This window comes from Cytobacillus spartinae (genome assembly GCF_042865285.1).
Classification (GTDB): Bacteria; Bacillota; Bacilli; order Bacillales; family Cytobacillaceae; genus Robertmurraya_A; species Robertmurraya_A spartinae.
This window is the reverse complement of record NZ_JBIACK010000001.1, coordinates 497455-523080: the sequence shown is the minus strand read 5'-3', so window position 1 is coordinate 523080 and position 25626 is coordinate 497455. Positions and strand designations below refer to the sequence as shown.

Genomic DNA, 25626 nt, shown 5'->3' with positions numbered 1-25626 from the left:
AAATCATTCCAATACTATAAAACCGAATTTTTCAAAAACCTGTTGCGCCTGTTCCGATTGAAGGTACTCATAAAACAGTTGCGCTTCTTCCGGATGCTTTGATGAACCTACAACTCCCATTGGATAGATAATAGAATCGTGAAGTGACTGGTCATCTTGAGAAATCATCTCTACTTTAGTAGACTGCCTTGCATCAGTTACATATACTATTCCCGCGTCAACATTTCCTGTCTCAACATATGTTAACACTTGTCTAACATCTTTAGCCATAACTAGTTTCGGCTGTACTTTTTCCCAAAGATTTAATGATTGAAAGGTTTGTTTTGTATAGTATCCAGCAGGAACCGTTTCTGGAATGCCTATGGCAATTTTTTTAACCTCATTTTGAGCAAGGTCTTTAAAACTAGTTATTGAAGATGTTTTTGGAAAAATTAGCACAAGCTGATTGCCTACTAGATCTGTGTTCAGTTCTGCGTCTATCAATTTCTCTTTTACTAGCTGATCGAAATGTTCTTCTGAAGCAGAAATAAAGATATCTACTGGCGCACCTTGTCTTATTTGTTGTTGTAAAGAACCTGATCCAGCAAAATTAAAGATTATCTCTATGTTTTGATGCTGCTCTTCAAACATCGTTTTAATTTCGGTTAATGTGCTGTTTAAACTAGCAGCAGCTGATACTGTAAGAGTTACCTTTTTCGGTTGCGATTGATCTGGTGCGCATGCCGTTATGAGTAAAATAAGTGCTGCTAAACATATGTACTGAAGCTGTCGTGTCATTGAAGGTGAACCTCCACAAATAAAATCAACTTGAATTATATCACCATTTTCATGATTTTAATAATAAAATTCTGCGGCAGGGGGGGTAGTTCAAGAAGAGTTCTGAAGAAAAAAATAACACCGTTCAGCTAAAGAACGGTGCACTTGATGTATATGAAAACAGACTTAGGTACGTATTACTGATTAACTTTATCCTCAACTTGACGACAAACTTCTTCCGCGCTAAGTCCATTCGCTTCAATGACAGAACCTTGTGTAGACACATCGCTCATGCCCATCACATTCGAGTCAAGGCCTGTGACTACGCAGCAATCACAACCTTCTGCATCAGTGTTTTGACGTAGTTCAATTACATCGTGACCCTGCTCTCTTAAAGCTTGTTGGATATTCGTAAGAGATTGTTCAACTCCAATTTTCGCCATAACTAACACCTCCTCCCATATAGTAGGATGCCAAAAGGGATTTAAATTATTCCTGCTGAATAAAAAAGTCTCAACAATGAAAACTAAGCAGGGAGGTGGCATTACAATGGCAAAACGCAAAGCAGATCCATCAACAATCGGGTTGGGTTCTTCGCAAGTTGAAGGGCAAGGGACCACCAATCGCGAATTTGACGGGACTAGCAAAGACTCAGCTAGAAGAAAGACTAAGAAGAGGGACGTGTAATATTTAGTGTGGCTCGCCAGGTATGTTGTGTGGCGGGCTTTTTTTGGGGCTGTTTTCGTGATTTCGCGGAAATATTTTGTTTTTCGCGATTATATCAGTAAAATCGCGATTATATTAAAATTTTCGCGATTATATTAAAAAAAATCGCGATTATCCTAACAAACTTCGCGTAAATAATTTCAGGTAACATATTTTCAGTAAATGAAAAAGGGATTTTAGCCAATTATATAGAAATATTGGGGTATGAAAGGGGAGGTGAAGCATCATTGATCGTTAAAAAACTTGAGTTACCTATAAGAATAAGAAAATTGGAAGCATTGTTGAGGAGATTAAGTTCAACACATCATAAAAGAGAGTTAATTGAAGCTGATTTAGCAAAAATCTACGCAGGTTATAAAGGTGAAAATTCCATTCAATATTTCCTAGACTTACTTCCTAAACAAGAGTTCTTCATATTCCACGATTTGCGAATTCCAAATGAAAACCACTTCTTTCAAATTGATATACTAATCCTTTCAAATTCATTTATCCTTATATTAGAAGTTAAAAATATATATGGTACCTTATATTTTGATCAGAACTTTAATCAGTTAATCCGAACTGCCAACAATAAAGAAGAAGGTTTTCCAGACCCTATAATCCAAGCAAAGAGACATCAACTTCAATTAGAAAATTGGTTGAAATATAGGGCTAAAACGAACCTCCCAATTGAATCATTTGTTGTCATTAGTAATCCCGCATCTATACTAAAAACAGATAACAACAATAAGAATATTGGAAAAAAAGTGATACATGCTCATGTATTATTAGATAAAGTTGAAGAACTTATAAGGAGATATGCTAACCAAACTTTAGATAGTAAATCGAAGCAAAGGATTACAAAGCTATTGTTAAAAGATCATAAACTTGAAACCTTTTCAGTCCTAGAAAAGTATCAAATATGTAAAGAGGAAGTAATAACTGGAGTGATATGTCCAAAATGCAATAATCACAAAATGACTCGAAGTCATGGCACATGGTACTGCGAAAATTGCCAAACCAAAGACAAACTAGCTCATATCCAAGCGATTTATGATTATTTTTTACTTTTAAGTTCCTCTATAACTAACCAACAGGCTAGGGATTTTCTTCTTTTAGCATCAGAAGATACTGTAGCAAGATTGCTACAACAAATGAAACTCCCACAAACAGGGGCTAAAAAGGGCAGAGTCTATTACCCACCAACGACTTATTTATAAAACAAAAAAATGCCACAGCTAGCAATGCAACACAAAAAAAGAGCCCCCACACAAACCCTGCAGGGGACCCTCTACACATCATCCTTACTTATACATTTCCTCAACCTGCTTCTGAATATCAGCATTCTCTAAATACTCATCATACGTCATTTGTTTATCGACAATTCCGTTTGGTGTAATTTCAATAATACGGTTTGCTATTGTTTGAATAAATTGGTGGTCATGAGATGAGAAGACCATTGACCCTTTAAAGTTAATTAAACCATTATTCAAAGCTGTGATGGATTCTAAGTCTAAGTGGTTCGTAGGCTCATCTAAAAGCAATACGTTTGATCCACTTAGCATCATTTTTGAAAGCATACAACGAACTTTTTCTCCTCCAGATAATACGCTAGCTTTCTTCAATACTTCCTCACCGGAGAAAAGCATTCTTCCAAGGAAACCACGAAGGAAGCTTTCGCTTTCGTCAGCAGGGGAGAATTGACGTAACCAATCAACTAGGTTAACATCACTGTTCTCAAAGTACTTTGAGTTATCTTTAGGGAAGTAAGCTTGTGATGTCGTGATACCCCATTTGAACGTACCACTATCCGCTTCCATTTCGCCCATTAAAATTTTAAATAAAGTTGTTTTTGCGATTTCATCTGTACCAACAAGAGCAATTTTATCGTCTTTGTTCATAACAAAGCTGATATTGTTAAGAACTTTTACGCCGTCAATCGTTTTTGTTAATCCTTCAACACGTAAAAGGTCATTCCCAATTTCACGTTCAGGTGTAAAACCAACATAAGGATACTTACGCGAAGAGGGCTTAATGTCATCCAATTGAATTTTATCAAGCAATTTTTTACGAGAAGTTGCTTGTTTAGATTTAGAGGCATTCGCGCTAAATCGAGCAATAAACGCTTGAAGCTCTTTAATCTTTTCTTCTTTTTTCTTATTTTGATCTGAAGCCATTCTTGATGCTAACTGGCTTGACTCATACCAAAAGTCATAGTTCCCAACATAGATCTGGATTTTTCCAAAGTCTAAGTCAGCGATGTGCGTACATACTTTATTTAAGAAGTGACGGTCATGGGAAACCACGATAACTGTGTTCTCAAAGTTGATTAAGAACTCTTCTAACCATTGAATCGCCTTGATGTCCAAGTGGTTGGTAGGCTCATCCAGAAGTAATACGTCTGGTTGACCAAATAACGCTTGAGCTAAAAGAACCTTAACTTTATCAGAACCAGTTAAATCGGCCATTAACTTCGTATGAAGTTCTTCACCAATTCCAAGACCTTTTAAAAGGATAGCTGCTTCAGATTCAGCTTCCCAACCGTTTAACTCTGCGAACTCACCTTCAAGCTCAGCAGCCTTCATCCCGTCTTCATCTGTAAAATCAGCCTTCATATAGATTGCGTCTTTTTCTTGCATAACTTCAAAAAGTCTTTTGTGACCCATGATTACCACTTTTAACACTTCGTGCTCTTCAAACTCATAGTGATTTTGTTTTAAAACGGCAAGTCTTTCACCAGGCCCTAAATGAACATTACCTGTTTGCGCTTCAATCTCACCAGATAAGATTTTTAAGAACGTAGATTTACCGGCACCGTTTGCACCGATAAGTCCATAACAGTTACCAGGTGTAAACTTAATATTTACTTCATCAAATAATTTTCGGTCACCATATCTTAAACCAACATCAGTTACTGTAATCATTTTTATCCTCCAAAAAAGCAATATGTTTCGATTATAACATTTACAAGACATGAAAGGGAATGTTTTTAATACCAGTACTAGTAATTCAAGACAACATATTCGAATATAATATTTATATATTATTTTCGGAAAATTTTAATTTTTTAACAAGGAAAATTGAAACGAGGTAGAGAATTACTAAATTACATAAGGGGGTTAGAAAAGCGAATGGAAGTATTAATAGAAAAACGTAAGAAAAAAAGAAATGTAAAAAAAATAGCCGTGTGGACATCGGTTTCAATTTTAGTATTACTATTAATTGCAGTTATCGTTGTAAGCGCATACATAACGCGGTCACTTCCAAATATCGACGGTGAAGTGGACTTAGGGGTGTTAATTGAGCCAGTTACCGTAATAAGAGACGAAATTGGCGTGCCACACATTAAAGCTGAAAATGAACATGATCTATACATTGCACAAGGGTATACGCAAGCTCAGGACCGCTTATTTCAAATGGACCTTAGCAGAAGGCAGGCTTCCGGTCGTTTAAGTGAAGTAGTAGGTGAAGCTGCTGTTGATCGAGATAAATACTTCCGCACACTAGGGTTGAGACGAGCAGCAGAAAAGTCATACGCTGCTTATTCCGAGGAAGCGAAGAAAGTAATGGAATTATTTGCACAAGGCGTTAACTTGTATATGGATGAGCTAAGGGAAAATGGGAAATGGCCAATCGAGTTTACGATTCTTGGCTATGAACCAGAGGAATGGACACCTGTTGATTCCTTAACAATCGGAAAATTCATGGCATATGATTTAGGTGGGCATTGGGAGAGTCAAGCCTTCCGTCATTATTTACTACAGAACTTCCCAGAAGACAAAGCTTATGATCTATTCCCATCCTACCCGAAGGATGCACCATATATCATTAGCAAGGAAGACTTAAATATTGAAAAAAGTTTCGCTACTGTCATTACTCCACACGAGTTTAATGGGAGTAACAACTGGGTTGTCTCAGGGGAAAAGACCAAATCTGGAAAGCCTATATTAGCAGATGATCCACATTTATCTTTGGCAACTCCATCTATTTGGTACCAAATGCATCTGCAAGCCCCAACGGTTAATGTAAGTGGAGTTATTTTTGCAGGAATTCCTGGAATTATCCTCGGACATAACGAGCATATCGCTTGGGGAGTAACCAATACAGGACCGGACGTACAGGATTTATATATTGAAAAAAGAAATCCAGATGCCAAGGATGAGTTTTTATATAATGATAATTGGGAAAAAGCAGAAGTCATCAAAGAACCGATTAAAGTCAAGGACAAAGAAACCATTGATTATGAGGTCGTAATCACTCGTCACGGACCAATTGTATCAGAGTTTGCAGCTGAAAGTGGACAGGACACAGCCTTATCATTGCAATGGACAGCTCTACAACCTTCTAATGAACTTGAAGCAGTTTTAAACATGAACAAAGCAACAAACTGGACTGAATTCGAAAAAGCTCTTGAACAATTCCATACACCTGCACAAAATTTTGTTTTTGCATCTACAGATGGAACCATTGCTTATAAGGCAAATGGAAAGATTCCTATCCGTAAAAAAGGGGATGGACTTCTACCTGTTCCTGGTTGGACGGATGAATACGAGTGGATTGGCTACGTACCTTACGATGAATTGCCTAGAACCGTGAATCCAAAAGAAGGCTTTATCTCAACAGCTAATAACAAGGTCATTAACGACGAATATCCTTACCATATTAGTCACAACTGGGCACAGCCTTATCGTCAAATGCGAATCCAAGAGTTCTTAAAAGAACACAATGATATTACAGTAGAAGATATGCAAAAGTTACAAATGGATCAAATGAACCTACAAGCTCGTGAGTTTGTTCCTATTTTCTTAGATCAATTAGAAGCTAGTGATAACAAGAGAGTAAAAGAGGCATTATCCCTACTTGATGAATGGGATTATAAAGATGACAAAGATTCTCCTGAAGCTCTCATTTTTAATATTTGGATGAGAAACATACCGAAGATTCTTTTTGATGATCAAATATCCGTTGAAATGCTTGACTTATTTAAAGGGCAAAAACAAGTCATTGATGAACTCATAAGAAGAGCAGATGAGGGAAATCCTGGTCCATGGATAGAAGATAAGGGTGGTTTAGTAAAAGTATTAGAAAACGCTTTGACGCTTACTTTAACTGAGATTGAGTCTAGCCAAGGAAACAAAATGTCTAGTTGGAAATGGGGAGATTATCACCAGGTAGCATTTGCGCACCCTTTAGCTGGTGTAAAACCACTCAATTACTTGTTTAACCACAAGGGGCCTATCGCTGTTGGAGGAAGTAGCGTAACGGTTCAAGCAGCAGCTTATCGAGCAGACGGAACGGTTAATCACGGCGGCTCCTGGAGATTTGTCATCGATACAAATGACATGAACACGGGATACCATCTTGTTGGTCCAGGGCAATCTGGTCATGCACTAAGTAAATGGTATGATAACCAAATGGACGATTGGGTGAATGGAGACTACCATATGACGAAACTAAGTGAATATAACGGAAAAACTCTTACACTAACTCCTTAAAAAATTATTAAATGTGAAAAAATTCATAGTTTTTTCACATTTATCATGTAGAATAGAGTTAAATAGTTAGTAGAGAAGGAGTTTTAGTCATGGCTAAGAAACAATTAATTGATTTAGTAAATCGTCTTAAAAATTCCGGCATTAAAGTTAGCTTTACAAAACCAAGACCTAAATCCTTAATCGCTCTTCAACAACATGAAAAGTTAACATCTTCTACAAACTAGATTTTATAAATAAAGGAAGCGGTTTTTATACCGCTTCCTTTATTTAATTTCCTTCATAATCGTATCGAAAGCTTCATTACGATCAAACTCTTCTCCCATAGGAAACTTTTTAATAAATTTATTATTTTCATCAACTAAAAAAATGAATGATGAATGGACAAAGAATCCGTCTCCTGGGTCACGATATTGGAATTGAAAGGTTCCTGCAAGCTCTGCAATTTCCTGCTGGTCCTCCTTCAATGTAGCGTGGTCACCAGTAATATATATCCAATTTCCATCATCTTCAACTTCGAATTTATCCATGTACTCTTTCAACACCTCTGGAGTATCACGGTAAGGGTCGATGGTGATGGTTAAAAATTGAATATCCTTTCCAAAAACACCCTCTTTTTGTAGATCCTTTTTCAACATATTCATTTTTAAGGTAGTGGTTGGACATATATCAGGACAATGAGTATAGATAAATTCAACTAACTTTAATTTTTCATCAGACTTACTAAAATCATATTCTTCCTTATTCATGGTAATAAGCTTAATATCATCTGGAATGGTTGCATTTGCGTCTCGAATAATAAAGAATGAAATACCTGCAGTTATGCCAAAAACAACTAAAAGTGTACAAATCAAGTAGATTTTTTTCATTATGTTCGGTTCCCTCCTAAACTAGGCTGCCTCGTTGTCCTTGTTCCGTAATCAATTACTAATAAATCTTTACTTTTACGAAATAAGCCTAATATTAAGATAATGAATCTTGGAGGAAATTCCTATGGACATATTGTGAACATATTTAAATCAACGATTTTTATTTTAGAAAAAATGCCCGTATTACAAACACCCAAAATTACTTATTATCATGATGGTTAACTATACTCATAAACTTTTCTAGAATAGGATGTTAAAGAGTAAAAAGTAAAGGAGGTTTTTTAATGAGTGGTGGATATGGTGCAGGCTTTGCTTTAATCGTTGTTCTGTTTATCCTTCTAATTATCGTAGGTGCTGGCGGATTTGTAGGTGGCGCTGGATACGGTGGAGGATACGGCGGTGGCGGTGGATTTTACTAAAATCCTATAATTTAAAAAGCTTTTCAACTTGTGATTTCCCTCTAATATCATAATGAAGTTTTTGAAAAGCTTAGTTTGTTTAAAAACAAAAGCGAGAGTGCGCTTAGGCATACTCTCGCCTTTTTTTTGGATAATGTTTTTAGCTCATCGCGATCCAAACGCTCTTAACTTCTGTATAGTTGCTTAGAGCATAAGATCCCATTTCACGTCCGATACCGGATTGCTTATAGCCACCGAATGGGGATGCCGCATCAAAAGCATTGTAGCAGTTCACCCAAACTGTTCCAGCACGAAGATTGTTTGCGATATAATGTGCTTTTGCAACATCCCTAGTCCAAACTCCAGCAGCTAGACCATACTCACTATTGTTTGCACGAGCAATTAACTCATCTAGATCTTCATATGGCATTGCAGAAATAACTGGACCAAAGATCTCTTCCTTCGCGATTGTCATTTCATCATTTACATTTGCAAAGATAGTAGGGGAGACAAAGTAGCCTTCTTCATATGGCTTAGTTCCACCAACTAAAAGCTCAGCACCTTCGTTTAATCCTTTTTCAATATAGCCAAGAACGCGCTTTTGTTGTTCTGTCGAAACAAGCGGTCCAATTTCAGTATCCGCATGAATTCCTGAACCCTGTTTGATTTTTGAAGCATGGCTTACCATGTCTGCCACAACATTATCAAACTGTTTCTTTTGAATGAATACACGAGATCCAGCACAGCATACTTGACCTTGGTTGAACATAACTCCATTTAAAGCACCTGGAATCGCTTGTGATAAATCAGCATCAGGTAGAATAATGTTCGGAGATTTCCCGCCTAGTTCAAGCGTTACACGTTTTAGTGACTTTGAAGCTCTTTCCATAATTAACTTTCCAACTTCAGTTGATCCAGTAAATGCAACTTTATCAACTTGAGGGTGGTCAACAAGTGGTTGGCCCGCCGTTTCACCAAAGCCAGGGACAATGTTTACAACACCTTCCGGGAATCCAGCTTCTTGAATTAATTCTGCTAAATATAAAGCGGAAAGTGGCGTTTGCTCAGCAGGTTTTAAAACGACTGTACAACCAGTTGCTAGAGCTGCTCCTAGCTTCCACATTGCCATAAGTAATGGGAAGTTCCAAGGAATAATTTGTCCAACAACGCCAACCGCTTCATGGCGAGTATAGTTGAAGAAAGGACCATTTACAGGGATGGTTTGACCTACGATTTTCGTAGACCAACCAGCGTAATAACGCATATGTTCAACAGCTAGAGGAATATCTGCATTCATAGTTTCACGGATTGGCTTACCATTATCAAGTGTTTCTAATTGAGCTAAGTCTGCTCCGTGTTCTTCCATTAGGTCAGCTAGTTTGTACATAAGGCGACTTCTTTCAGCCGTCCCCATTTTAGACCAAGGACCTTCATCAAATGCTTTACGAGCTGCTTTAACAGCAAGGTCTATGTCATTAGCATTAGCTTCATAAACAGTTGCTAGTACTTCACCAGTAGCAGGGTTATATGTGTCAAATGTCTTTTGAGAGGTACTTTCTACAAATTCACCATTAATAAAAAGCATTTTTTTACCATTTAGAAAGTTTTGAACTCTTTCTCTTAATTGGACCGTTAATTGACTCATAAAATTCCTCCTCATAAGTTTACTATGTACACTAGTCGACACAACAAAAATGTAAGCATATGATGATAACGCTTACATAGATAATGTTAACACTCTATAAATCTAGCAACAACCAAATGTTGTCCCAATTTTCTGATATTTTATGACAGCAATTTTCGACTCTCTTTGAATCTAATTGATTTATATAAAAAAAGAAACCCCCAATCCTTGTGGACGGGGGAGTGTTGAGAGTTTATTCAATATTGCAAAACTCAATAGGGCAGTTTTCACAATCAATCTCTTTTTTTATAAAATCAATATTATGAACGGTGATAATCTTTTTATTTACTGAGATCACGTTAGCTTTTCGTAAATCAGCAAGCATACGACTTACGCTTTCTCTAGCAGTACCACAAAAATTGGCTAAATCTTGGTTTGTTAGAGGAATGTTTATTTGGATTCCATCTTCTCTAACTACCCCGTAACTATGACAAAGTCGAATAAGAGTGGAATATAAGGCACCTTTTTTCCCGTTTAAGACAAGATCTCTAAATTTAGTAACCGTTTTTCTAATATGGTCATTCATCCATTTGAGAAATTCAGCAGCTAGTTTTGCATTTTTAAAAAGAGCTCTCTCTAAATCTTGTAAATTCATCACGGCAACTTCCCCATTTTCGATTACCTTAGCATTAAAAATGTACCTAGGATCTTGAGTAAAGAGGGTAAGCTCACCAACAATATCATTACTACTACATAGCCTAAGACTCAGTTCATTACCTTCTGCGTTCGTTTTAGAAATTTGTACTTTTCCAGACAAAACAATGTACATCTCTTTCGCCGGTTGTCCTTCTTGAAACAGATAGCTACCTTTTTTTATGGTTATGACTTTTTCTGCTGAATTTAGCAATTCACTAAGTTCGTAAGATAAATCATCCTTGTATTTAGTGAAAACCATCTAATCAACTCCCAACCCAGCTGAACTTAATTTATTCTATATTAACACTAGGAACATAGAGAAAAATTCCTTCTTCTTTAACATTCTGTGACAAATTTCACTTCATCTATGAGTAAAAGAGTGTAGTAAAAATGAATTGACAAGAGGGTCCCATATAACATAATCTAGAAGAGTAAATAATTAACAGGCATTTTAAAGGAGTATGTTTTATGTTAGGTGTTGTTCTTAACTAAACCGTAACTTTATACGGTCATTCCAAGACCCTTCCAAAGAAAATTATTCTATTGGAGGTCTATTTCGCATTGTCTTTTTTGGAATGGTGTTAAGAACAATGGTCATAGCAAGCATACAGTTAAGATAACTGCTATAGCTGTGTTTATGCACGGCTTTTATTTTGCAGTTTATTAGTTGCTTCCTACCTTCAAGACCGTGATGACATTGTTCATTGTGGTCTTTTTTGTTTTCCAAATAACCTTTCCTATAACATTGCGTCCTGAGTGGCCAGTAATTTTCGGTTTAGTTCAATGTAAAGTGTCAAATTTTAAAAAAACATATTATTGGAGGATAAAACATTGAATTTAGAAACCATACAAGGACTTGAATTTACTCATATTAAAGAAAGAATCGCCCAATTCGCCTTATCTGAATTTGGAAGAAAAAAGGTGTTTGAGCTCGCTCCTTCATTCAACCAGAAACAAATCCAATCATGGCTAGATGAGGTTACGGAAGGGGTTCAAATCTTAAAGAAAAGTTCAAGTGTTCCTGTTCACGGTCTTGACGGAATTGAAATAGTCCTTAAGACGATTAACAAAGGAGTTCCCTTAAAGCCCGAATTATTATCAAAGCTAAATGAATTTCTAGATTGCTGCGAAAAAATGAGAAGGTTTATGAAGGATAAGGAGTTCCTAGCACCACGTGTAACATCTTATATCTATTCAACTGAGTCCTTGCCTCAGCTTTCATCAGAAATCAATCGTTGTATTCGAAACGGGCAAGTAGATGATTACGCAAGTAAAGAACTATCAAAAATACGAAAGCAAATCAGCATCCAAGAAGAGCGCTTAAAAGAAAAATTAAATCAAATGATAAAATCATCTAAATATAAATCCTATCTTCAAGAAAGTGTGATCAGTCAAAGGGATGGAAGATTTGTAATTCCAGTTAAAAAGGAATATAAAGCTAAGATAAAAGGGGCCATTTTAGATCAATCGGCATCAGGGTCAACCGTTTATATTGAACCCGAGGAAATCACTAGCTACCAAGAGCAGCTTTCATGGTTAAGATCTAGTGAAGAAGCTGAAGTGGATCAGATATTGTTTTATTTAACCGGTTTAGTTGAAGCAAATCAAAAAGAAATAAATCTGGCAGTGGAAATTATGGTTCACTACGATGTCCTTTTTGCAAAGGCTAAATATAGCAAACTGATTAATGGAAAGAGCGTCAACCTTAATCAATCACACTATATCCACTTAATTAAGGCAAAGCATCCCCTCTTAGGCGAAAGTGCAGTCCCACTAACCATTGAGTTAGGACGTAACGATCAACACGCCCTTGTTATTACGGGACCCAACACTGGCGGTAAAACCGTGACCCTAAAAACAGTAGGCCTTTTAACATTAATGATACAATCTGGAATTCATATCCCTGTTGAAGATGGAAGTTCAGTTAGTATCTTTCAAAATATCCTTTTGGATATTGGTGACGGACAGAGTATTGAACAAAATTTAAGCACGTTTAGTTCGAGAATTAAAAATATCATTAACATTCTAACAGAGACAAATGACCGTTCCCTAGTTTTGTTAGATGAGTTAGGTTCAGGTACGGACCCAGCAGAGGGAATGGGGCTTGCAACCGCCATTTTAGAGCAAATCTATGATAAAGGCTCTACACTACTTGCCACCACACACTATAGTGAGATTAAAGAATTTGCCAATCAACATAGTGGTTTTGTAAATGGCTCCATGGAGTTTGATCTTGAAACCTTAAAACCAACGTATCGATTGATTATAGGAAAGGGTGGTGAAAGCCAAGCCTTTGCGATAGCCTTAAAACTTGGCATGCATCCGAAAATCCTGGAAAAGGCACATTTCATCACCTACAAAGAACAGAAGAGCTATCAGCTAGATGAATTCATACCAACTAAGGAATTGGAAAAGCAAATTATTATTAATAAACACCTAAAGAGAAAACAAGAAGTTGAAAAAGAACGAAATGAAAGTATTACTTTGTTTAACAAAGGCGATAATGTCGTTATCACTCAATCTGGTGAATATGGTATCGTCTATAAGGGGCCTGATTCCAAAGGATTCTATGTCGTACAGGTGAAAGGTGAAAAGCAAACTTACAATCATAAAAGACTAAAGCTAAATATACCGGCAGCTGAATTATATCCTGAAGACTACGACTTTGATATAATTTTCGAATCAAAAGAAAATCGAAAAATTGATCATGCCTTAAAAAGAAAACATATTGAAGGTCTGACCATTAATCGAACTGAAGAAATATAAAAAGTTAGATCCCTTTTGGACAATACCAAAAGGGATTTTCTATTTATTTACCATATTCAATCGTTACATAATTAAGGACCACTATTGAAAACGCTTTATAAACTGTCAAATTTCGTTCATATGTGAATGCTTAACAAACGGGGTATACAGGTATATGATTACACTATACTTCACTTTGTGAAAAACATCACATAAAACATCCGGGATGCAATCTAATGGAAAAGAGGGAATAGAATGATTGGTCAGCCTAAGCCACTTGATGAGGCCATACAAATGGCATTAAATAAGCGAGATATCTTATCAGAGTCCAGAATAAAATATCTTCTGAAATCTGCACTAGCAGGGATTTACATTGGATTTGGAATCATGATTTCGTTCAGATTAGGGGAATATTTTCACGATGGAACTTCGCCAGCAACCATGATGATGGTAGCGATCTTCTTTGGAATTGCATTAGTGTTAATCATGTACGGAAAAGCAGAGCTATTCACAGGAAATACCATGACTTTTACAATGAGTTCGTTAAAAAGAGCAACTTCTTGGAAGGACACCTTAGAAAATTGGTTATACTGCTATTTTGGAAATTTAATGGGGGCCTTTTTCTTTGCCATCATTATTCTACTAACCGGATTATTTTCATCACCAGATAAATCTCAGCTTTTGATGGAAGTAGCCAGCTATAAAATGAATACGAGTATCATAGAAGTTTTTTTCCGCGCCATACTATGTAACTGGCTCGTTTGTTTAGCGGTTTGGATTCCGATGCATGTAAAAGGGGACGGCGCTAACATAGCTGTAATGATGCTATTGGTGTTTGGATTTGTTATTTCTGGATATGAGCATAGTGTTGCGAATATGGTTCTTTTTTCGATTTCTTTAGTTGTATCTCATCCGGAATCTGTGACGCTCCTAGGCGCTATACATAATCTTATTCCTGTTACGTTAGGAAATATTATTGGGGGTAGCCTATTTGTTGGTGCTTTATACGTTTATATAGATACTCTTCCAAATAAAAAAAATACTACCGTTGAACCACCATTAGAACAAGAGGTGTCCACTAGAATCATAACTAGATTAAAATAAAGTAATTAAAATAAGTAAAATTATTACAACGTTCCAGAGGATTAGTGGTACAATAAGGTTTGTTTTTTAATGCTAGGGCGAACCGCATCTTATAAGAGTAATGATCACGGGTTACTCTATTAATAGGTGTCGCAATCATTTGGGGGATACATAAGTGGGAAAAGAAGTTAAGAAAAATATAAAGACCTTGCAATTTTTTTACTTATTGGTCTTTTTTGCTATGGGGGGCCTATATCCTCTTCTAAGTGTTTACTTAAGTGAAGTGGAAGGATTAAACGGTTATCAAATTGGGATGATTATGTCGGTTGGTCCAATTATGATGATTTTCTTTCAACCACTTTGGGGAATTTTTTCAGATGCATCGAATTCCCCAACAAAAGTATTGTCTGCTACAACTTTGATAGCAGGGGCAAGTGCTATAGGATATATTGTATTTGATCAGTATTATTTGTTTTTAGCCGTCGCGATTATGGTGGCAATTTTTCAAAGTGCTATTATACCAATATCCGATAGTATCTCTTTGAAATACTCAACAAAAGTTAAATACAATTACGGCAATATTCGGTTATTTGGATCACTCGGTTTTGGGGTTGCTGTCTTTGTGATGGGACGCGTATCTGAAAATAATCCAAGTTTCATTTTTTACGCATTTTTTATTTTTTTAGCAGGAGCCTCTCTTTTAGCGATTAAGTTGCCAAAAGAAAAAGCATCTGGACCAAAAAAGTTATTATCAGGAGTAAAAGAGATTATTACATTAAAGAAGTTTTTGTTCTTTTTAGCAATTACCTTATTAATTTTTGGCCCTAATTTAGCAAATAACACTTATTTCGGCTTGTTTGTTGAAGATAACGGTGGAACATACACAGGAATCGGCATTGCCTTTTTAGTGGCGGTCTTATCAGAAATTCCGTTTATGAGATTTGCGAGTAGTTGGATTCATCGACTCGGTTTACTTCAAGTCTCTGCGATTGCTGGAATCGTTTCACTCGCTCGCTGGCTTTTTTATTTTACAGAACCTAGTATTACTTTAGTTTATGCAACAGCAATTCTACAAGGCTTTTCGATTGGACTATTTATTCCTGCAGGCCTTCAATATATACGGGATATCACCACTCCACACTTAGTGGCAACGGCCATCACTTTATATTCTGCTATTGGGAATGGATTAGGAAACTGGTTTTGTACATTTGTTGGCGGTATTATTTATGAGGAATTTTCGATATTTAGTGTTTATTTGTTTTTTGCAATCCTTTCTGCTATAGGGGTTACATTAAACCTATTGCTTATCAAAGAGGAAAAGAGCAAAGCTAGCCTCGAACATGCACATGCAAGGTAGTATATGTGGCACACCCTAAATGGTATTAATGGGTGTGCTTTTTTTATGTTCTGAAAACTTCATTGCTTGTAGCACCGGGCGTAATGTTGATAACTGTTTGAATTTTTTATAGTCTACACAGTTCAATTTTTAGAACTTCCTTGAAAAAGAAATTCCACTTATGCCCTCAACGTTTGTCCATTCGTTTCCCATTAGACAAACATACAATGGTAATGGACAACAGCATGGAGGTGAACCGAATGAATTACTATAGAATGTGTTGCGACGGAATTGGAAGACCGGTGAGAATTAGAACGCATGATGGAAGAATGCATGTCGGAATTATCGATCGAGTAACTCCTTCAAGAGTTTTTTTAAGACCAATGGGTGGAGCACGAAGAAACTATGGTGGTGCAGGTTATAATGGCGCAGCTTATCCTTATGGTGGATGGGGATTAGGCTGGGGCTTTGCTGCTGGTATCGCTATAGGAGCAATCGTGTCTCTAGCGTTCTTTTGGTGGTAAGATTAAAAAACTCTCTTTTCTAAGTTGTTTATAAATAGACAAGGATTTTTTTGAAAAACATGGAAAAAGCTTTTATGCTGTTTTCCATGTTTTTTCTATACATACATCATTTCTTTTTACTAAGTTTTTCAAAAAACTTTTACATTCGCCCATGCGAAACAATCTATGCCTTCATAAAATACCCATAGATGTCATAGGAGGTGGAGTTAAATGAGCGGTGGAGCTTATGGTGGCGGTTTTGCTTTAATCGTCGTATTGTTTATCCTATTGATTATCGTAGGTGCTGCTTACGTTGGTTGGGGTTATTAATTAGTGAATAAAGCGTAATGAAAGGAAGTGTTAGAATGGGTTACGGCTATGGTGGCTTTGGTGGCTGCGGATATGCTGCGCCTGTTGGAGGAGCTGGATATGGCTACGGTGGAGGCTTTGTACTAATCGTAGTATTATTCATCCTATTAATCATTGTAGGTGCCGCTTGGTTATAAAAAGCAATGGAAAAACCTGTTTCAGAAAAGAAACAGGTTTTTCTTTTTTAAAGCATGGAATGATTTAATTTCTTTAGTAAAAAATAAACAAAGAGCCAAAAGAAAGGGGACTACATATGGATCAGAAATCAAATAAGGACAACCTTAAAGTCGCTAACCGTTATTATCAGCCTGAAGATTATAAAAAGAAGGATGAGTTGTCATCAGGTCTAGCAACCACACACGAACAAGTAAGCGACACTTGGACTGAGGGAGAAATCCAACCAGTTATTGATGATGTTAATGGAGAAGACATTCCTATTGAGCGTAAAGGTTACGACAAATAAATTAAAAGGGAGGAACCCAAATGTCACCAAAAGAAGCACAACATGATATGGATCAGTATAAGATGCCCAATGCACTAAAACAGAAAAGGACAGAGTCTTATAGAGTTGGCTATACTGCATCAACAGGGAACCAAACAGATGGAGAACCTGAGTTAGGGAAAAGATCTGATTATAAAAATTAAACCAAAAAAGAAGTTGCTACTAAGGCAACTTCTTTATTTTGCTCTCGCTATTACCCCGTTATGAACTTTAATGTACCCGTGTTTTAATATATCCAAGCCATTTTCATACATATAAAGGCCCATTTGTTCGATAGTCATCAGCTCGCGATACGTATGGTTCATGACATCTGCCATGATTTCATAATAGATTTTCGATCTAAGTTGAACCCTTGGTGTTGTCATAATAATATACCCAGAAGGTTTTAAAAACTTTCTATGCCAATCAACCACTTCTGATTTTAATTCATCTGGAAAATGTTCCAATAATCCTACACTAATAACAATATCAAAATCATTACCAAACGGAAGTTTTCGAATATCTTCAACTATGTAATCAATCTCAAAATCACTTTTATAATAAACCTTATGGCCACCCGTCTGAGGATTGGTACCTAAAAATGGGTACGATTCTGGAAAATCACCAAATCGTGTATCTTTACAAAACGGATCATAATCGACCATCACAATTTCTCCGCCAGGATACATAGCGGACAATTGCATCGCTTCATAACCTTCTGCAGCACCAAGGAAAAGAATCTTTGGCTTTTGAACATCCAATCCTTCAAATAATGCTCGTTTACCACGTGGATCCCAAATTCCATCTTCAACACGATGAGCATAGTTCCAAAGGTGAATTCTCACCATCTCGCCAAGAGCGGATTTCGTTTCATTTAGCTTAAATTTTTTAAGACTATTCATAAATTCTTTTTTGGAGCGATCCATTTCTGTAGGAACATCCTTAACAAACCAATCATGAAACGACTTATTAAACATAGTCCAAGATGTATGCGCAGGAAGGGGTTCATTGTTTTTTTGTTCCCATTCCTTCTTTTCTTTTGCAAATGATTTAACCTCAAAAGGTCTCCCGACATCTTTCCATGAGAGCTGCGACCAATCATTTACTGTATTAAGCTTAACAAATTTGTTATATTCTTTTTCTGAAAAGCGAGTTCGAAGATCTACACGAAAAGAAGGCTGTAATCTAGTTTCCTCCATCGTTAATTCTTCAAGGTTTGGAGCCAATTCCAAAGTTAAATCACCTCTATTGAAAGCGTTATCATTTATGTATTCACCAAAGGTAAGGTATATACCTGCAAATTAGTATTAATTTTCTTAATTTTCTATAAAAAATTCTAAAATAGTATGGTATCTATAGCGTGAGATTATAGCTTTCTGGGTTTCGGATAAGAGTTGGAAAACGTGGTAGGTGTGTATGGAGTTGGGCTATGTTCTGACTCGGGCAAGGGGAAAGAGGTGGGTTGTTGTCAGAAGTGGGGTCTTGTTCTGACTTGAGCAGCTGGATTTGCAAGGGTCCTGTCAGAAGTGGGGGCTTGTTCTAACTCGAGCAGCTAAATTTGGAAGATTATTGTCAGAAGTTGGACCTTGTTCTGACTCGAGCAGCTGAAGTTGCAATGATTCCTGTCAGAAGTTGAGTCTGTTCTGACTCAACCAGAAGAATTTGCTTGCTTACTGTCAGAAAGTGGACCTTGTTCTGACTCGAGCAGCTGAATTTGCAAGGGGTCCTGTCAGAAGTTGAGTCTTGTTCTGACTCAAGCAGAAGAATTTGCTTGCTTACTGTCAGAGGTTGGACCTTGTTCTGACTTGAGCAGTTGAATTTGCAAGGGTTCCTGTCAGAAGTTGAGTCTTGTTCTGACTCAAGCAGAAGAATTTGCTTGCTTACTGTCAGAAGTTGGACCTTGTTCTGACTCAAGCAGAAGAATTTGCGTGCTTACTGTCAGAAGTTGGACCTTGTTCTGACTCGAGCAGCTGAAGTTGCAATGATTCCTGTCAGAAGTTGGGTCTTGTTCTGACACAAACAGATTGAATTTGCTTGCTTCCTGTCAGAAGTTGGTCCTTGTTCTGACTCGATCAGCTGAATCTGCAAGGGTTCCTGTCAGAAGTGGAGTCTTGTTCTGACTCGAGCAACTGAATCTGCAAGGGGTCTTGTCAGAAGTTGAGTCTTGTTCTGACTAAAGCAGAAGAATTTGCTTGCTTACTGTCAGAAGTTAGACCTTGTTCTGACTCGATCAGCTGAAGTTGCAATGATTCCTGTCAGAAGTTGGTCCTTGTTCTGACTCGATCAGCTAAATCTGCAAGGGTTCCTGTCAGAAGTGGAGTCTTGTTCTGACTCGAGCAACTGAATCTGCAAGGGGTCTTGTCAGAAGTTGAGTCTTGTTCTGACTAAAGCAGAAGAATTTGCTTGCTTACTGTCAGAAGTTAGACCTTGTTCTGACTCGATCAGCTGAAGTTGCAATGATTCCTGTCAGAAGTTGGGTCTTGTTCTGACTCGAGCAGTAGAATTTGCTTGCTTACTGTCAGAAGTTGGACCTTGTTCTGACTCGAGCAGCTGAATTTGCAAGGGTTCCTGTCAGAAGTTGAGTCTTGTTCTGACTCGAGCAAAAGAATTCGCTGGCTTACTGTCGGAAGTTATTTCTTAATCTAACTTGTACAGAAAAGATTAAAGAAGCCTCTTTGTCTATAATTTAACGTGTTTTCAGACAAAATAGCATACCAGTTAGATCCCAGATTGGTACGCTACTTTATCTACACAAAACTACTATTTCCAAAAATCTAACTCTTCTCTTTTAACATTTTCCTAGCAAGTAATTGCTTAACCTCGTTATAACTTAGCCCAGAATTAGCGTTTAATTTTTTCACTTCTTCAATATCTGTTCCCGCCACTGTGTATTTTTTATTTTCGTTCTGCTTCATAACCATCATCACACTCCTATTGTTAATATCAACTTTGAGGATATAAATGTATACATAGTCCCACTTATTACTATGTGAACTAGTAGTACCCTAGTAAAATAAATGAATTACCACCAGAAAAATGTTTTTTTAAAAGAAGGCTATAGAATTAGAAACAATTGCCCATACTAATAAAAAAAGGGGGCGGTTCCAATTTTTTTTAACCGAAAAGCACAAGAAGAAAAACCAGAAGATATCATGATGGAAATAGAGGTGTATACATGCAGTGATGATGCATGTATCGGTTGGATGAGAAAGGATTTTGCTAGCTCTGATTTAAAATGTCCTTTATGTGGAAACGAAACTGCACTTGAGGTTCGTGAGTTACCAAAAATCTAATTTTAATAACAAGCGTACAAACAAGGCTTACTCATTATGGTAAGCCTTGTTTCGTTATTCCATATTTTGATCTCCATAAAAATTATCAAATGCATTCATGGCTTCTAGCTCAGAAGTAAATAACGCATCATCATCTTCAATAACGTGAAATGTTTCATTCAAAAAAAGTGCTACACGGTTCGGATCCTTAGGATGCTGCACAATCTCCGCTGCTTTCACGTTAGACACAGAAGGGGTATGGGGATTATTGTAAATCACGTAAACTTCATCTCCAATTTTTACATCTTTCGGATCTATTGTTTCCACTTTGATCACCTTTCTTTGTAACCTCTATAGATTCTCTCTTTGCTGCCCTATTTCTCCTTCAGCAATAATCGCATTAGCTGTTTCTAGTTGTTCATGTTCATTTACAGAGTCTCCTGGATAATTCTTTTGATTTGGAAATCTCCCATCATTTTCTATCGTAAATTGTTCTTGTTTTGGTGCTTGTGTTAAATAATCCTCACTCGTCTTCTTCTTCATGAAAATCATCTCCTTACGTTAAAGTTTCTCTCTAATGATGAAGCTTATTCATTGAATAAATCTTGTTCCCAACATGAAATATTAATCCTCCTTGTGGTAAAAATAAAACGACCATTCCGGTAAAACGAAGAAGGAGCACATTCAAAAATGAATAATACGTTGATACAAAATATCGAAAAATATGCACTACCTTTTAAGAATAAAGAAGATTTACAAGCGATTGTAGATTCAGTTGGGGATTCAAAGTATGTCCTACTAGGTGAAGCCTCTCATGGGACATCTGAATTCTATACAATTCGTGCAGAACTATCTAAGATGCTGATTGAACAGAAAGGCTTTAATGTAATCGCTGTTGAGGGAGATTGGCCTTCATGCTTTTCCATTAATGAATATATTAAAAGCTACAAACAAACCACATCTATGGACGCATTAAAAGAATTTAACCGATGGCCTACATGGATGTGGGCCAATGATGAAATTAAAACCTTTATTGAATGGTTACACGATTATAATAAAAAAGCTCAATCAAACGTCGGCTTTTATGGAGTTGATGTTTATAGTCTTTGGGAGTCGATGGATGAGATATTACACCTTCTTGAAAAAAATGAATCTGCGGATTTGGAAGCTGCGAAAAAAGCATTTTCTTGTTTCGAAGCTTTTGATCGAAAGCCAGAATATTATGGTGTTTCTGCAGCTTTTTACGGCGAAGACTGTACGGATGAAGTTGTAGAACTGTTACTAAAGATAAGAAATAATCGCCATCAATATAAAGAGGGACCCGAGACTTCGCTTAATTTAGCTGTCAATAGCTTAGTAACAGTCAATGCTGAAGCATACTATCGCTCGATGGTAAAAGGTGGGCCAGAAGATTGGAATATTAGAGATCATCATATGGTGAGCACCATTGATGAGTTAACTAATTTTTACGGACCTGAAACAAAAGTAATTGTTTGGGAGCATAACACGCATATTGGTGATGCAAGGGCCACAGACATGGAGAAAGAGGGACTTGTAAATGTGGGGCAAATATTAAGAGAAAAATACGGGGAAGAAAAAGTATTTGCTGTTGGATTTGGCACTTATAAAGGGACAGTTACTGCGGCAAGGGAATGGGGGAAGACAGTTGAAGTTATGAAAGTTCCAGAAGGGCAGAGCGGCAGTTGGGAGGATTATCTTCACCAAGCTGAAGGCATAGATAAGATACTTATCTTCAATAACGAGAATAAAGAACTATTCAGAGACTGGATAGGCCACCGAGCTATTGGTGTAGTATACAATCCTGAATACGAACAGTATGGCAACTATGTACCTTCCCGTATTTCAGAACGATATGATGCATTTGTATTTGTTGATGAAACGAAAGCCTTATCACCAATTGAAATGGGACAGCCAGTTATATAAAATGTTTTAAGACATGATATCAACCTCAGATACATGTCTTTTTTTATTAAAAATGCATTCATATTAACGGTAAATCATGGTACGTTAGTGTAAGTACAATTAAGTGAGGTGCTGGAGAGATGGAGAACACGAAATTGGTATTAGGCAGGTCTATTTCTTCATGGATGGAAGAACACCCCCTATTAGTGGACATGATTGAAACGAAGGAAGTCCTTTGGGAGAATGAGTGCCTTCAAGCTTTTGTTGAAGGAGATATAACCTATGATCATATCACTGAAGCAGCGGAAAGATTAAACCGTTTTGCACCATTGCTAAAAGAGGCTTTTCCGGAAACAATGAAAAATGACGGGATTATCGAGTCATTCCTTATCCCAGTAGAAAACATGAAGAATAAGATTACCGAGGAATATAGCCCGATTGTTGGAAAGGTATATTTAAAAGGGGATCATGATTTACCCATTGCCGGATCGGTAAAAGCACGTGGAGGAATATATGAGGTCCTAAAACTTGCAGAAAATCTAGCAATGGACAATGGACTATCTGTTTCAGATGATTATAGTGTGTTATTAACAAAAAGATATAAAGAGCTATTCTCAACCTACTCCATCTCAGTGGGATCAACAGGAAATTTAGGCTTAAGCATCGGTATTATTAGTGCAAAGCTAGGGTTTAACGTCACTGTACATATGTCCCACGATGCTAAACAATGGAAAAAGGATTTGTTAAGAGATAACGGAGTACAAGTGGTGGAACATGCTTCAGATTATAGCAAAGCTGTAGAATTGGGAAGAGTGGCATGTCAAAAGGACCACAAATGTTTTTTTATCGATGATGAAAATTCTATTGATTTATTTCTAGGATATTCTGTCGCAGCCATGAGACTTAAAAAGCAGTTAACGGAAAAGAATATTCTCGTTGATGAGGATCATCCTTTATTTGTATATCTACCTTGTGGTGTGGGAGGGGCTCCTGGAGGCATTGCCTATGGGTTAAAAATGTTTTTAGGAAATCATGTTCATGTCTTTTTTGCTGAACCCACACACTCTCCATGTATGCTGCTGGGACTTATGACAAAGCAGTACGAAAAAATTAGTGTACAAGATTTTGGAATTGATAATTTGACGGATGCAGATGGTTTAGCAGTTGGAAGACCTTCCTCTTTTGTGGGAAAAACGGTGGGACCCTTTTTAACTGGTATATTTACGGTACAGGACGAACAACTTTATAAATTGCTATTTTTACTTTCTCAAACTGAACAAATCAATCTTGAACCTTCCGCTTTAGCTGGAATGTATGGACCAATCCTATTAAATAGATCAAACTGGTATGATGCGAACTTTTCAAGAGAACAGTTACAGAATAGCACTCATATCGTTTGGGCAACAGGTGGTAGTTTAGTCCCGAATAAAATGATGATTCAGTATATTGAGCAAGGAAAATCCATATTTTCAAATCAATAAATGTTAGCAGAGAGAGCTGTTTGCTTCTCTGTTTTTCTTTTTTGTGAAAACGTTCACAAAATGATCAAATTCATTCCGTGTATTCAGTTACCATGGTGATATACTAAGAGTGTAAAGGAAATACAATAAAGAGAGAAAGAAAAGTTAACATCTTAGGAGACTCAACCATATAGTGTTCGTTCCGAAAAAGCTGAAAAGTTAGCGTGAACGAAGAAACTATAAATTCCTTTACAACGGAAGCGAATAAAGAGAAAGGAGAGAGCCGTTACTCTGTTAATCAAATTTGTAAGGTGAATGAAACGAATGTAATAACGCTTTAAGTTCAAAATGCTGTATCTCTTCTAATACCCAATAATCCAGAGGGAAGAGAAAAGCTCTTCAGCCTACATGAGAATATTAAAGTCGAATCGTACGCTGTAGAATAATTCTCAACCAAAAGATCTTCCTTCAGAGTTAGAAAAAATAGAAGAATTGGGATTATTTAAAAACGAGCAATTGAATGTGACTATAAACATTTGTGTAATAAAATCTAAAATTGGTGCAATTTTTACAGCAGATAACGCTCACAATATCCTTTAATAGTCTAAGTAGAGCTTCCAGATAGGAATGTGTGTGGAAATAGAGTCAAATTAAAATTGAATATGTTTGTTTGAATGAAGGAATTACCTCTCACAATGGTATGAGGGCATCCAACGTAATCCTTTAATATGTCGGAACAAACGCACATTAGCTAAAGAATAGTCATACAGGCAGTAAATAACCTTGGTGTAGTAAGAAAGTAAGAAAATGATTGTAGCTAATGTCATGGTTGAGTCCCCTAAGGTGTTAATACTAACTCTCTACTAAGGTAGAGGGTTATTTTTTTAACTTTATAAAAAAGAAATATGAAATTTTTAAATTTTCCTTTAAAATAGACAGGAATATCATGGAGATAATGGAGGAAAATATGACGATTCATACGATTAAAACAGAAAATAAACATATACATGGTTCATTTAGTAAAGACTACGAGCCTATTTTGACGATTAAATCGGGAGATACCATTCGCTTTAACTCCCTTGATATTGGATGGGGCTATTCCTCTAATAAAAAGGAAGAGAGAAAACGTTATCAATCTAGAGAAATGGAAGAGGAGTGGGGACATCCCATCATTGGCCCTTTTAAAATTGAGGGAGCCAAGCCTAACATGACTTTAGAAGTTAAAATTAATGATTTAGTGCCTGGATGGTATGGTTGGAACTGTGCTGGAGGTTCAGTTAACTGGCATAATACGAAGCTTGGCTTAACGGATGTGGAACAAGTTACTTTAAATTGGGAATTGGATCGTGAGAAGAAAATTGGAAGGACCGTTCTTAATGATCAAACTTTAAGTGTACCTCTACAGCCTTTCCTTGGTCTCATGGGAAATGCCTTTGAAGTAGAAGGAGTGCACTCAACTATTCCGCCACGAAATGTCGGTGGGAATATCGATTGCAAAGAATTAGTTAGAGGTAGTAACTTATATTTACCAATTAAAGTAGATGGAGCGCTTTTCTCAGCAGGAGATGGTCACGCCATGCAAGGTGATGGAGAAGTATCTGGGCAGGCGATTGAATGTCCCATGGATTTAGTTGATTTAACTCTAGTCGTTCATGAAAATTTCTCTCTACAGTCACCAAGAGCAAACACACCTTCAGGATGGATTACATTTGGATTTCATGAGGATTTAAACGAAGCGATGTTGCTTGCACTAGAGGACATGATCGTTCTTATACAGGAGCAGTATAACGTAAATAAAACAGAAGCAACGGCATTAGCAAGTGTCGTAGTAGATTTAAGAATTACGCAAATCGTAAATAGAGTAAAGGGTGTTCATGCCATTCTCCCTCATGGAGCCATTAGATAAATAGAAAA

At 36.9% G+C, this 25626-nt stretch carries 26 protein-coding genes and 1 pseudogene; 17 read left to right on the top strand and 10 right to left on the bottom strand.

Features of this window, described 5'->3' with window-relative positions:
• Nucleotides 1-3: 3 nt before the first annotated feature.
• Together modA and ACFYKX_RS02495 are read right to left on the bottom strand one after the other, a co-directional pair.
• Nucleotides 4-777 (bottom strand): molybdate ABC transporter substrate-binding protein, encoded by a 774-nt coding sequence (modA, locus tag ACFYKX_RS02500; RefSeq protein ID WP_389357725.1) that lies wholly within the window; start codon nucleotides 775-777, stop codon nucleotides 4-6.
• A 176-nt stretch (nucleotides 778-953) separates the two neighbouring features.
• Nucleotides 954-1199 carry a YkuS family protein gene (locus ACFYKX_RS02495; RefSeq protein WP_389357723.1) on the bottom strand — a complete coding sequence of 82 codons (246 nt, stop codon included), beginning with the start codon at nucleotides 1197-1199 and terminating at the stop codon, nucleotides 954-956.
• A 106-nt stretch (nucleotides 1200-1305) separates the two neighbouring features.
• Here ACFYKX_RS02495 and ACFYKX_RS02490 point away from each other — a divergent pair, with 106 nt between their 5' ends.
• Both ACFYKX_RS02490 and ACFYKX_RS02485 read left to right on the top strand, forming a co-directional pair.
• Complete coding sequence (locus tag ACFYKX_RS02490) at nucleotides 1306-1443, top strand: YuzL family protein (RefSeq protein WP_389359013.1); 138 nt, start codon at nucleotides 1306-1308, stop codon at nucleotides 1441-1443.
• Nucleotides 1444-1709: 266 nt separating this feature from the next.
• Nucleotides 1710-2681 (top strand): NERD domain-containing protein, encoded by a 972-nt coding sequence (locus tag ACFYKX_RS02485; RefSeq protein WP_389357721.1) that lies wholly within the window; start codon nucleotides 1710-1712, stop codon nucleotides 2679-2681.
• 84 nt (nucleotides 2682-2765) lie between these two features.
• Here ACFYKX_RS02485 and ACFYKX_RS02480 read toward each other — a convergent pair whose 3' ends face one another.
• The gene (locus ACFYKX_RS02480) at nucleotides 2766-4385 is read right to left on the bottom strand and encodes an ABC-F family ATP-binding cassette domain-containing protein (protein ID WP_389357719.1); all 1620 of its coding nucleotides are present in this window, start codon (nucleotides 4383-4385) and stop codon (nucleotides 2766-2768) included.
• A gap of 207 nt (nucleotides 4386-4592) precedes the next feature.
• Here ACFYKX_RS02480 and ACFYKX_RS02475 point away from each other — a divergent pair, with 207 nt between their 5' ends.
• Nucleotides 4593-6956: a penicillin acylase family protein gene (locus ACFYKX_RS02475; RefSeq protein ID WP_389357717.1), complete on the top strand. Its 2364-nt coding sequence runs from the start codon at nucleotides 4593-4595 to the stop codon at nucleotides 6954-6956.
• An 89-nt stretch (nucleotides 6957-7045) separates the two neighbouring features.
• Nucleotides 7046-7180 (top strand): hypothetical protein, encoded by a 135-nt coding sequence (locus ACFYKX_RS02470; RefSeq protein ID WP_389357715.1) that lies wholly within the window; start codon nucleotides 7046-7048, stop codon nucleotides 7178-7180.
• A 39-nt stretch (nucleotides 7181-7219) separates the two neighbouring features.
• On the opposite strand, the gene ACFYKX_RS02465 is transcribed toward ACFYKX_RS02470, so the two are convergent.
• Nucleotides 7220-7822: an SCO family protein gene (locus tag ACFYKX_RS02465; protein ID WP_389357713.1), complete on the bottom strand. Its 603-nt coding sequence runs from the start codon at nucleotides 7820-7822 to the stop codon at nucleotides 7220-7222.
• Between the two features lie 284 nt (nucleotides 7823-8106).
• Between ACFYKX_RS02465 and ACFYKX_RS02460 the strand changes: the two are divergent.
• Nucleotides 8107-8178 (top strand): annotated as a pseudogene (locus ACFYKX_RS02460) (YjcZ family sporulation protein); the annotation flags it as partial.
• A 202-nt stretch (nucleotides 8179-8380) separates the two neighbouring features.
• On the opposite strand, the gene ACFYKX_RS02455 reads toward ACFYKX_RS02460, so the two are convergent.
• Nucleotides 8381-9865, bottom strand: coding sequence for an aldehyde dehydrogenase family protein (locus tag ACFYKX_RS02455; protein WP_389357711.1), 1485 nt, complete (start codon nucleotides 9863-9865; stop codon nucleotides 8381-8383).
• Nucleotides 9866-10097: 232 nt separating this feature from the next.
• The gene (locus ACFYKX_RS02450; protein ID WP_389357709.1) at nucleotides 10098-10799 is read right to left on the bottom strand and encodes a Crp/Fnr family transcriptional regulator; all 702 of its coding nucleotides are present in this window, start codon (nucleotides 10797-10799) and stop codon (nucleotides 10098-10100) included.
• Between the two features lie 572 nt (nucleotides 10800-11371).
• Between ACFYKX_RS02450 and ACFYKX_RS02445 the strand changes: the two genes are divergently transcribed.
• From ACFYKX_RS02445 to ACFYKX_RS02410, 8 genes are all read left to right on the top strand, one after another.
• A complete protein-coding gene (locus tag ACFYKX_RS02445; RefSeq protein ID WP_389357707.1) occupies nucleotides 11372-13306 on the top strand; it encodes an endonuclease MutS2 in 1935 nt (644 codons plus the stop codon).
• Nucleotides 13307-13540: 234 nt separating this feature from the next.
• On the top strand, nucleotides 13541-14389 hold the full coding sequence (locus ACFYKX_RS02440) for a formate/nitrite transporter family protein (protein WP_389357705.1): 849 nt from the start codon (nucleotides 13541-13543) through the stop codon (nucleotides 14387-14389).
• A gap of 154 nt (nucleotides 14390-14543) precedes the next feature.
• Nucleotides 14544-15725, top strand: coding sequence for an MFS transporter (locus ACFYKX_RS02435; protein WP_389357703.1), 1182 nt, complete (start codon nucleotides 14544-14546; stop codon nucleotides 15723-15725).
• A gap of 239 nt (nucleotides 15726-15964) precedes the next feature.
• Nucleotides 15965-16228: a hypothetical protein gene (locus ACFYKX_RS02430; RefSeq protein WP_389357701.1), complete on the top strand. Its 264-nt coding sequence runs from the start codon at nucleotides 15965-15967 to the stop codon at nucleotides 16226-16228.
• Between the two features lie 210 nt (nucleotides 16229-16438).
• Nucleotides 16439-16537 carry a YjcZ family sporulation protein gene (locus tag ACFYKX_RS02425; protein WP_389357699.1) on the top strand — a complete coding sequence of 33 codons (99 nt, stop codon included), beginning with the start codon at nucleotides 16439-16441 and terminating at the stop codon, nucleotides 16535-16537.
• A 35-nt stretch (nucleotides 16538-16572) separates the two neighbouring features.
• Nucleotides 16573-16713 carry a YjcZ family sporulation protein gene (locus tag ACFYKX_RS02420; protein WP_389357697.1) on the top strand — a complete coding sequence of 47 codons (141 nt, stop codon included), beginning with the start codon at nucleotides 16573-16575 and terminating at the stop codon, nucleotides 16711-16713.
• Nucleotides 16714-16829: 116 nt separating this feature from the next.
• A complete protein-coding gene (locus ACFYKX_RS02415; protein ID WP_389357695.1) occupies nucleotides 16830-17039 on the top strand; it encodes a YozQ family protein in 210 nt (69 codons plus the stop codon).
• Nucleotides 17040-17059: 20 nt separating this feature from the next.
• Nucleotides 17060-17221: a hypothetical protein gene (locus ACFYKX_RS02410; RefSeq protein ID WP_389357693.1), complete on the top strand. Its 162-nt coding sequence runs from the start codon at nucleotides 17060-17062 to the stop codon at nucleotides 17219-17221.
• A 33-nt stretch (nucleotides 17222-17254) separates the two neighbouring features.
• Here ACFYKX_RS02410 and ACFYKX_RS02405 read toward each other — a convergent pair whose 3' ends face one another.
• Both ACFYKX_RS02405 and ACFYKX_RS02400 read right to left on the bottom strand, forming a co-directional pair.
• Nucleotides 17255-18289 carry a class I SAM-dependent methyltransferase gene (locus tag ACFYKX_RS02405; protein ID WP_389357691.1) on the bottom strand — a complete coding sequence of 345 codons (1035 nt, stop codon included), beginning with the start codon at nucleotides 18287-18289 and terminating at the stop codon, nucleotides 17255-17257.
• 1542 nt (nucleotides 18290-19831) lie between these two features.
• Nucleotides 19832-19972, bottom strand: a complete 141-nt coding sequence (locus ACFYKX_RS02400; protein WP_389357689.1) for a hypothetical protein — start codon at nucleotides 19970-19972, stop codon at nucleotides 19832-19834.
• 192 nt (nucleotides 19973-20164) lie between these two features.
• Between ACFYKX_RS02400 and ACFYKX_RS02395 the strand changes: the two genes are divergently transcribed.
• Nucleotides 20165-20350 carry a cold-inducible protein YdjO-related protein gene (locus ACFYKX_RS02395; protein WP_389359012.1) on the top strand — a complete coding sequence of 62 codons (186 nt, stop codon included), beginning with the start codon at nucleotides 20165-20167 and terminating at the stop codon, nucleotides 20348-20350.
• Between the two features lie 54 nt (nucleotides 20351-20404).
• Here ACFYKX_RS02395 and ACFYKX_RS02390 read toward each other — a convergent pair whose 3' ends face one another.
• Nucleotides 20405-20656, bottom strand: a complete 252-nt coding sequence (locus tag ACFYKX_RS02390; RefSeq protein ID WP_389357687.1) for a transcriptional regulator SplA domain-containing protein — start codon at nucleotides 20654-20656, stop codon at nucleotides 20405-20407.
• A 24-nt stretch (nucleotides 20657-20680) separates the two neighbouring features.
• Nucleotides 20681-20872, bottom strand: a complete 192-nt coding sequence (locus ACFYKX_RS02385) for a hypothetical protein (protein WP_389357685.1) — start codon at nucleotides 20870-20872, stop codon at nucleotides 20681-20683.
• A gap of 147 nt (nucleotides 20873-21019) precedes the next feature.
• On the opposite strand from ACFYKX_RS02385, the gene ACFYKX_RS02380 reads away from it, so the two are divergent.
• The 3 genes from ACFYKX_RS02380 to ACFYKX_RS02370 all read left to right on the top strand — a co-directional run bounded on the left by ACFYKX_RS02380 (nucleotide 21020) and on the right by ACFYKX_RS02370 (nucleotide 25618).
• On the top strand, nucleotides 21020-22273 hold the full coding sequence (locus tag ACFYKX_RS02380; RefSeq protein WP_389357683.1) for an erythromycin esterase family protein: 1254 nt from the start codon (nucleotides 21020-21022) through the stop codon (nucleotides 22271-22273).
• A 119-nt stretch (nucleotides 22274-22392) separates the two neighbouring features.
• A complete protein-coding gene (locus ACFYKX_RS02375; RefSeq protein WP_389357681.1) occupies nucleotides 22393-23733 on the top strand; it encodes a D-serine ammonia-lyase in 1341 nt (446 codons plus the stop codon).
• A 946-nt stretch (nucleotides 23734-24679) separates the two neighbouring features.
• The gene (locus tag ACFYKX_RS02370) at nucleotides 24680-25618 is read left to right on the top strand and encodes an acetamidase/formamidase family protein (protein WP_389357679.1); all 939 of its coding nucleotides are present in this window, start codon (nucleotides 24680-24682) and stop codon (nucleotides 25616-25618) included.
• The last annotated feature ends 8 nt before the right edge of the window (nucleotides 25619-25626 follow it).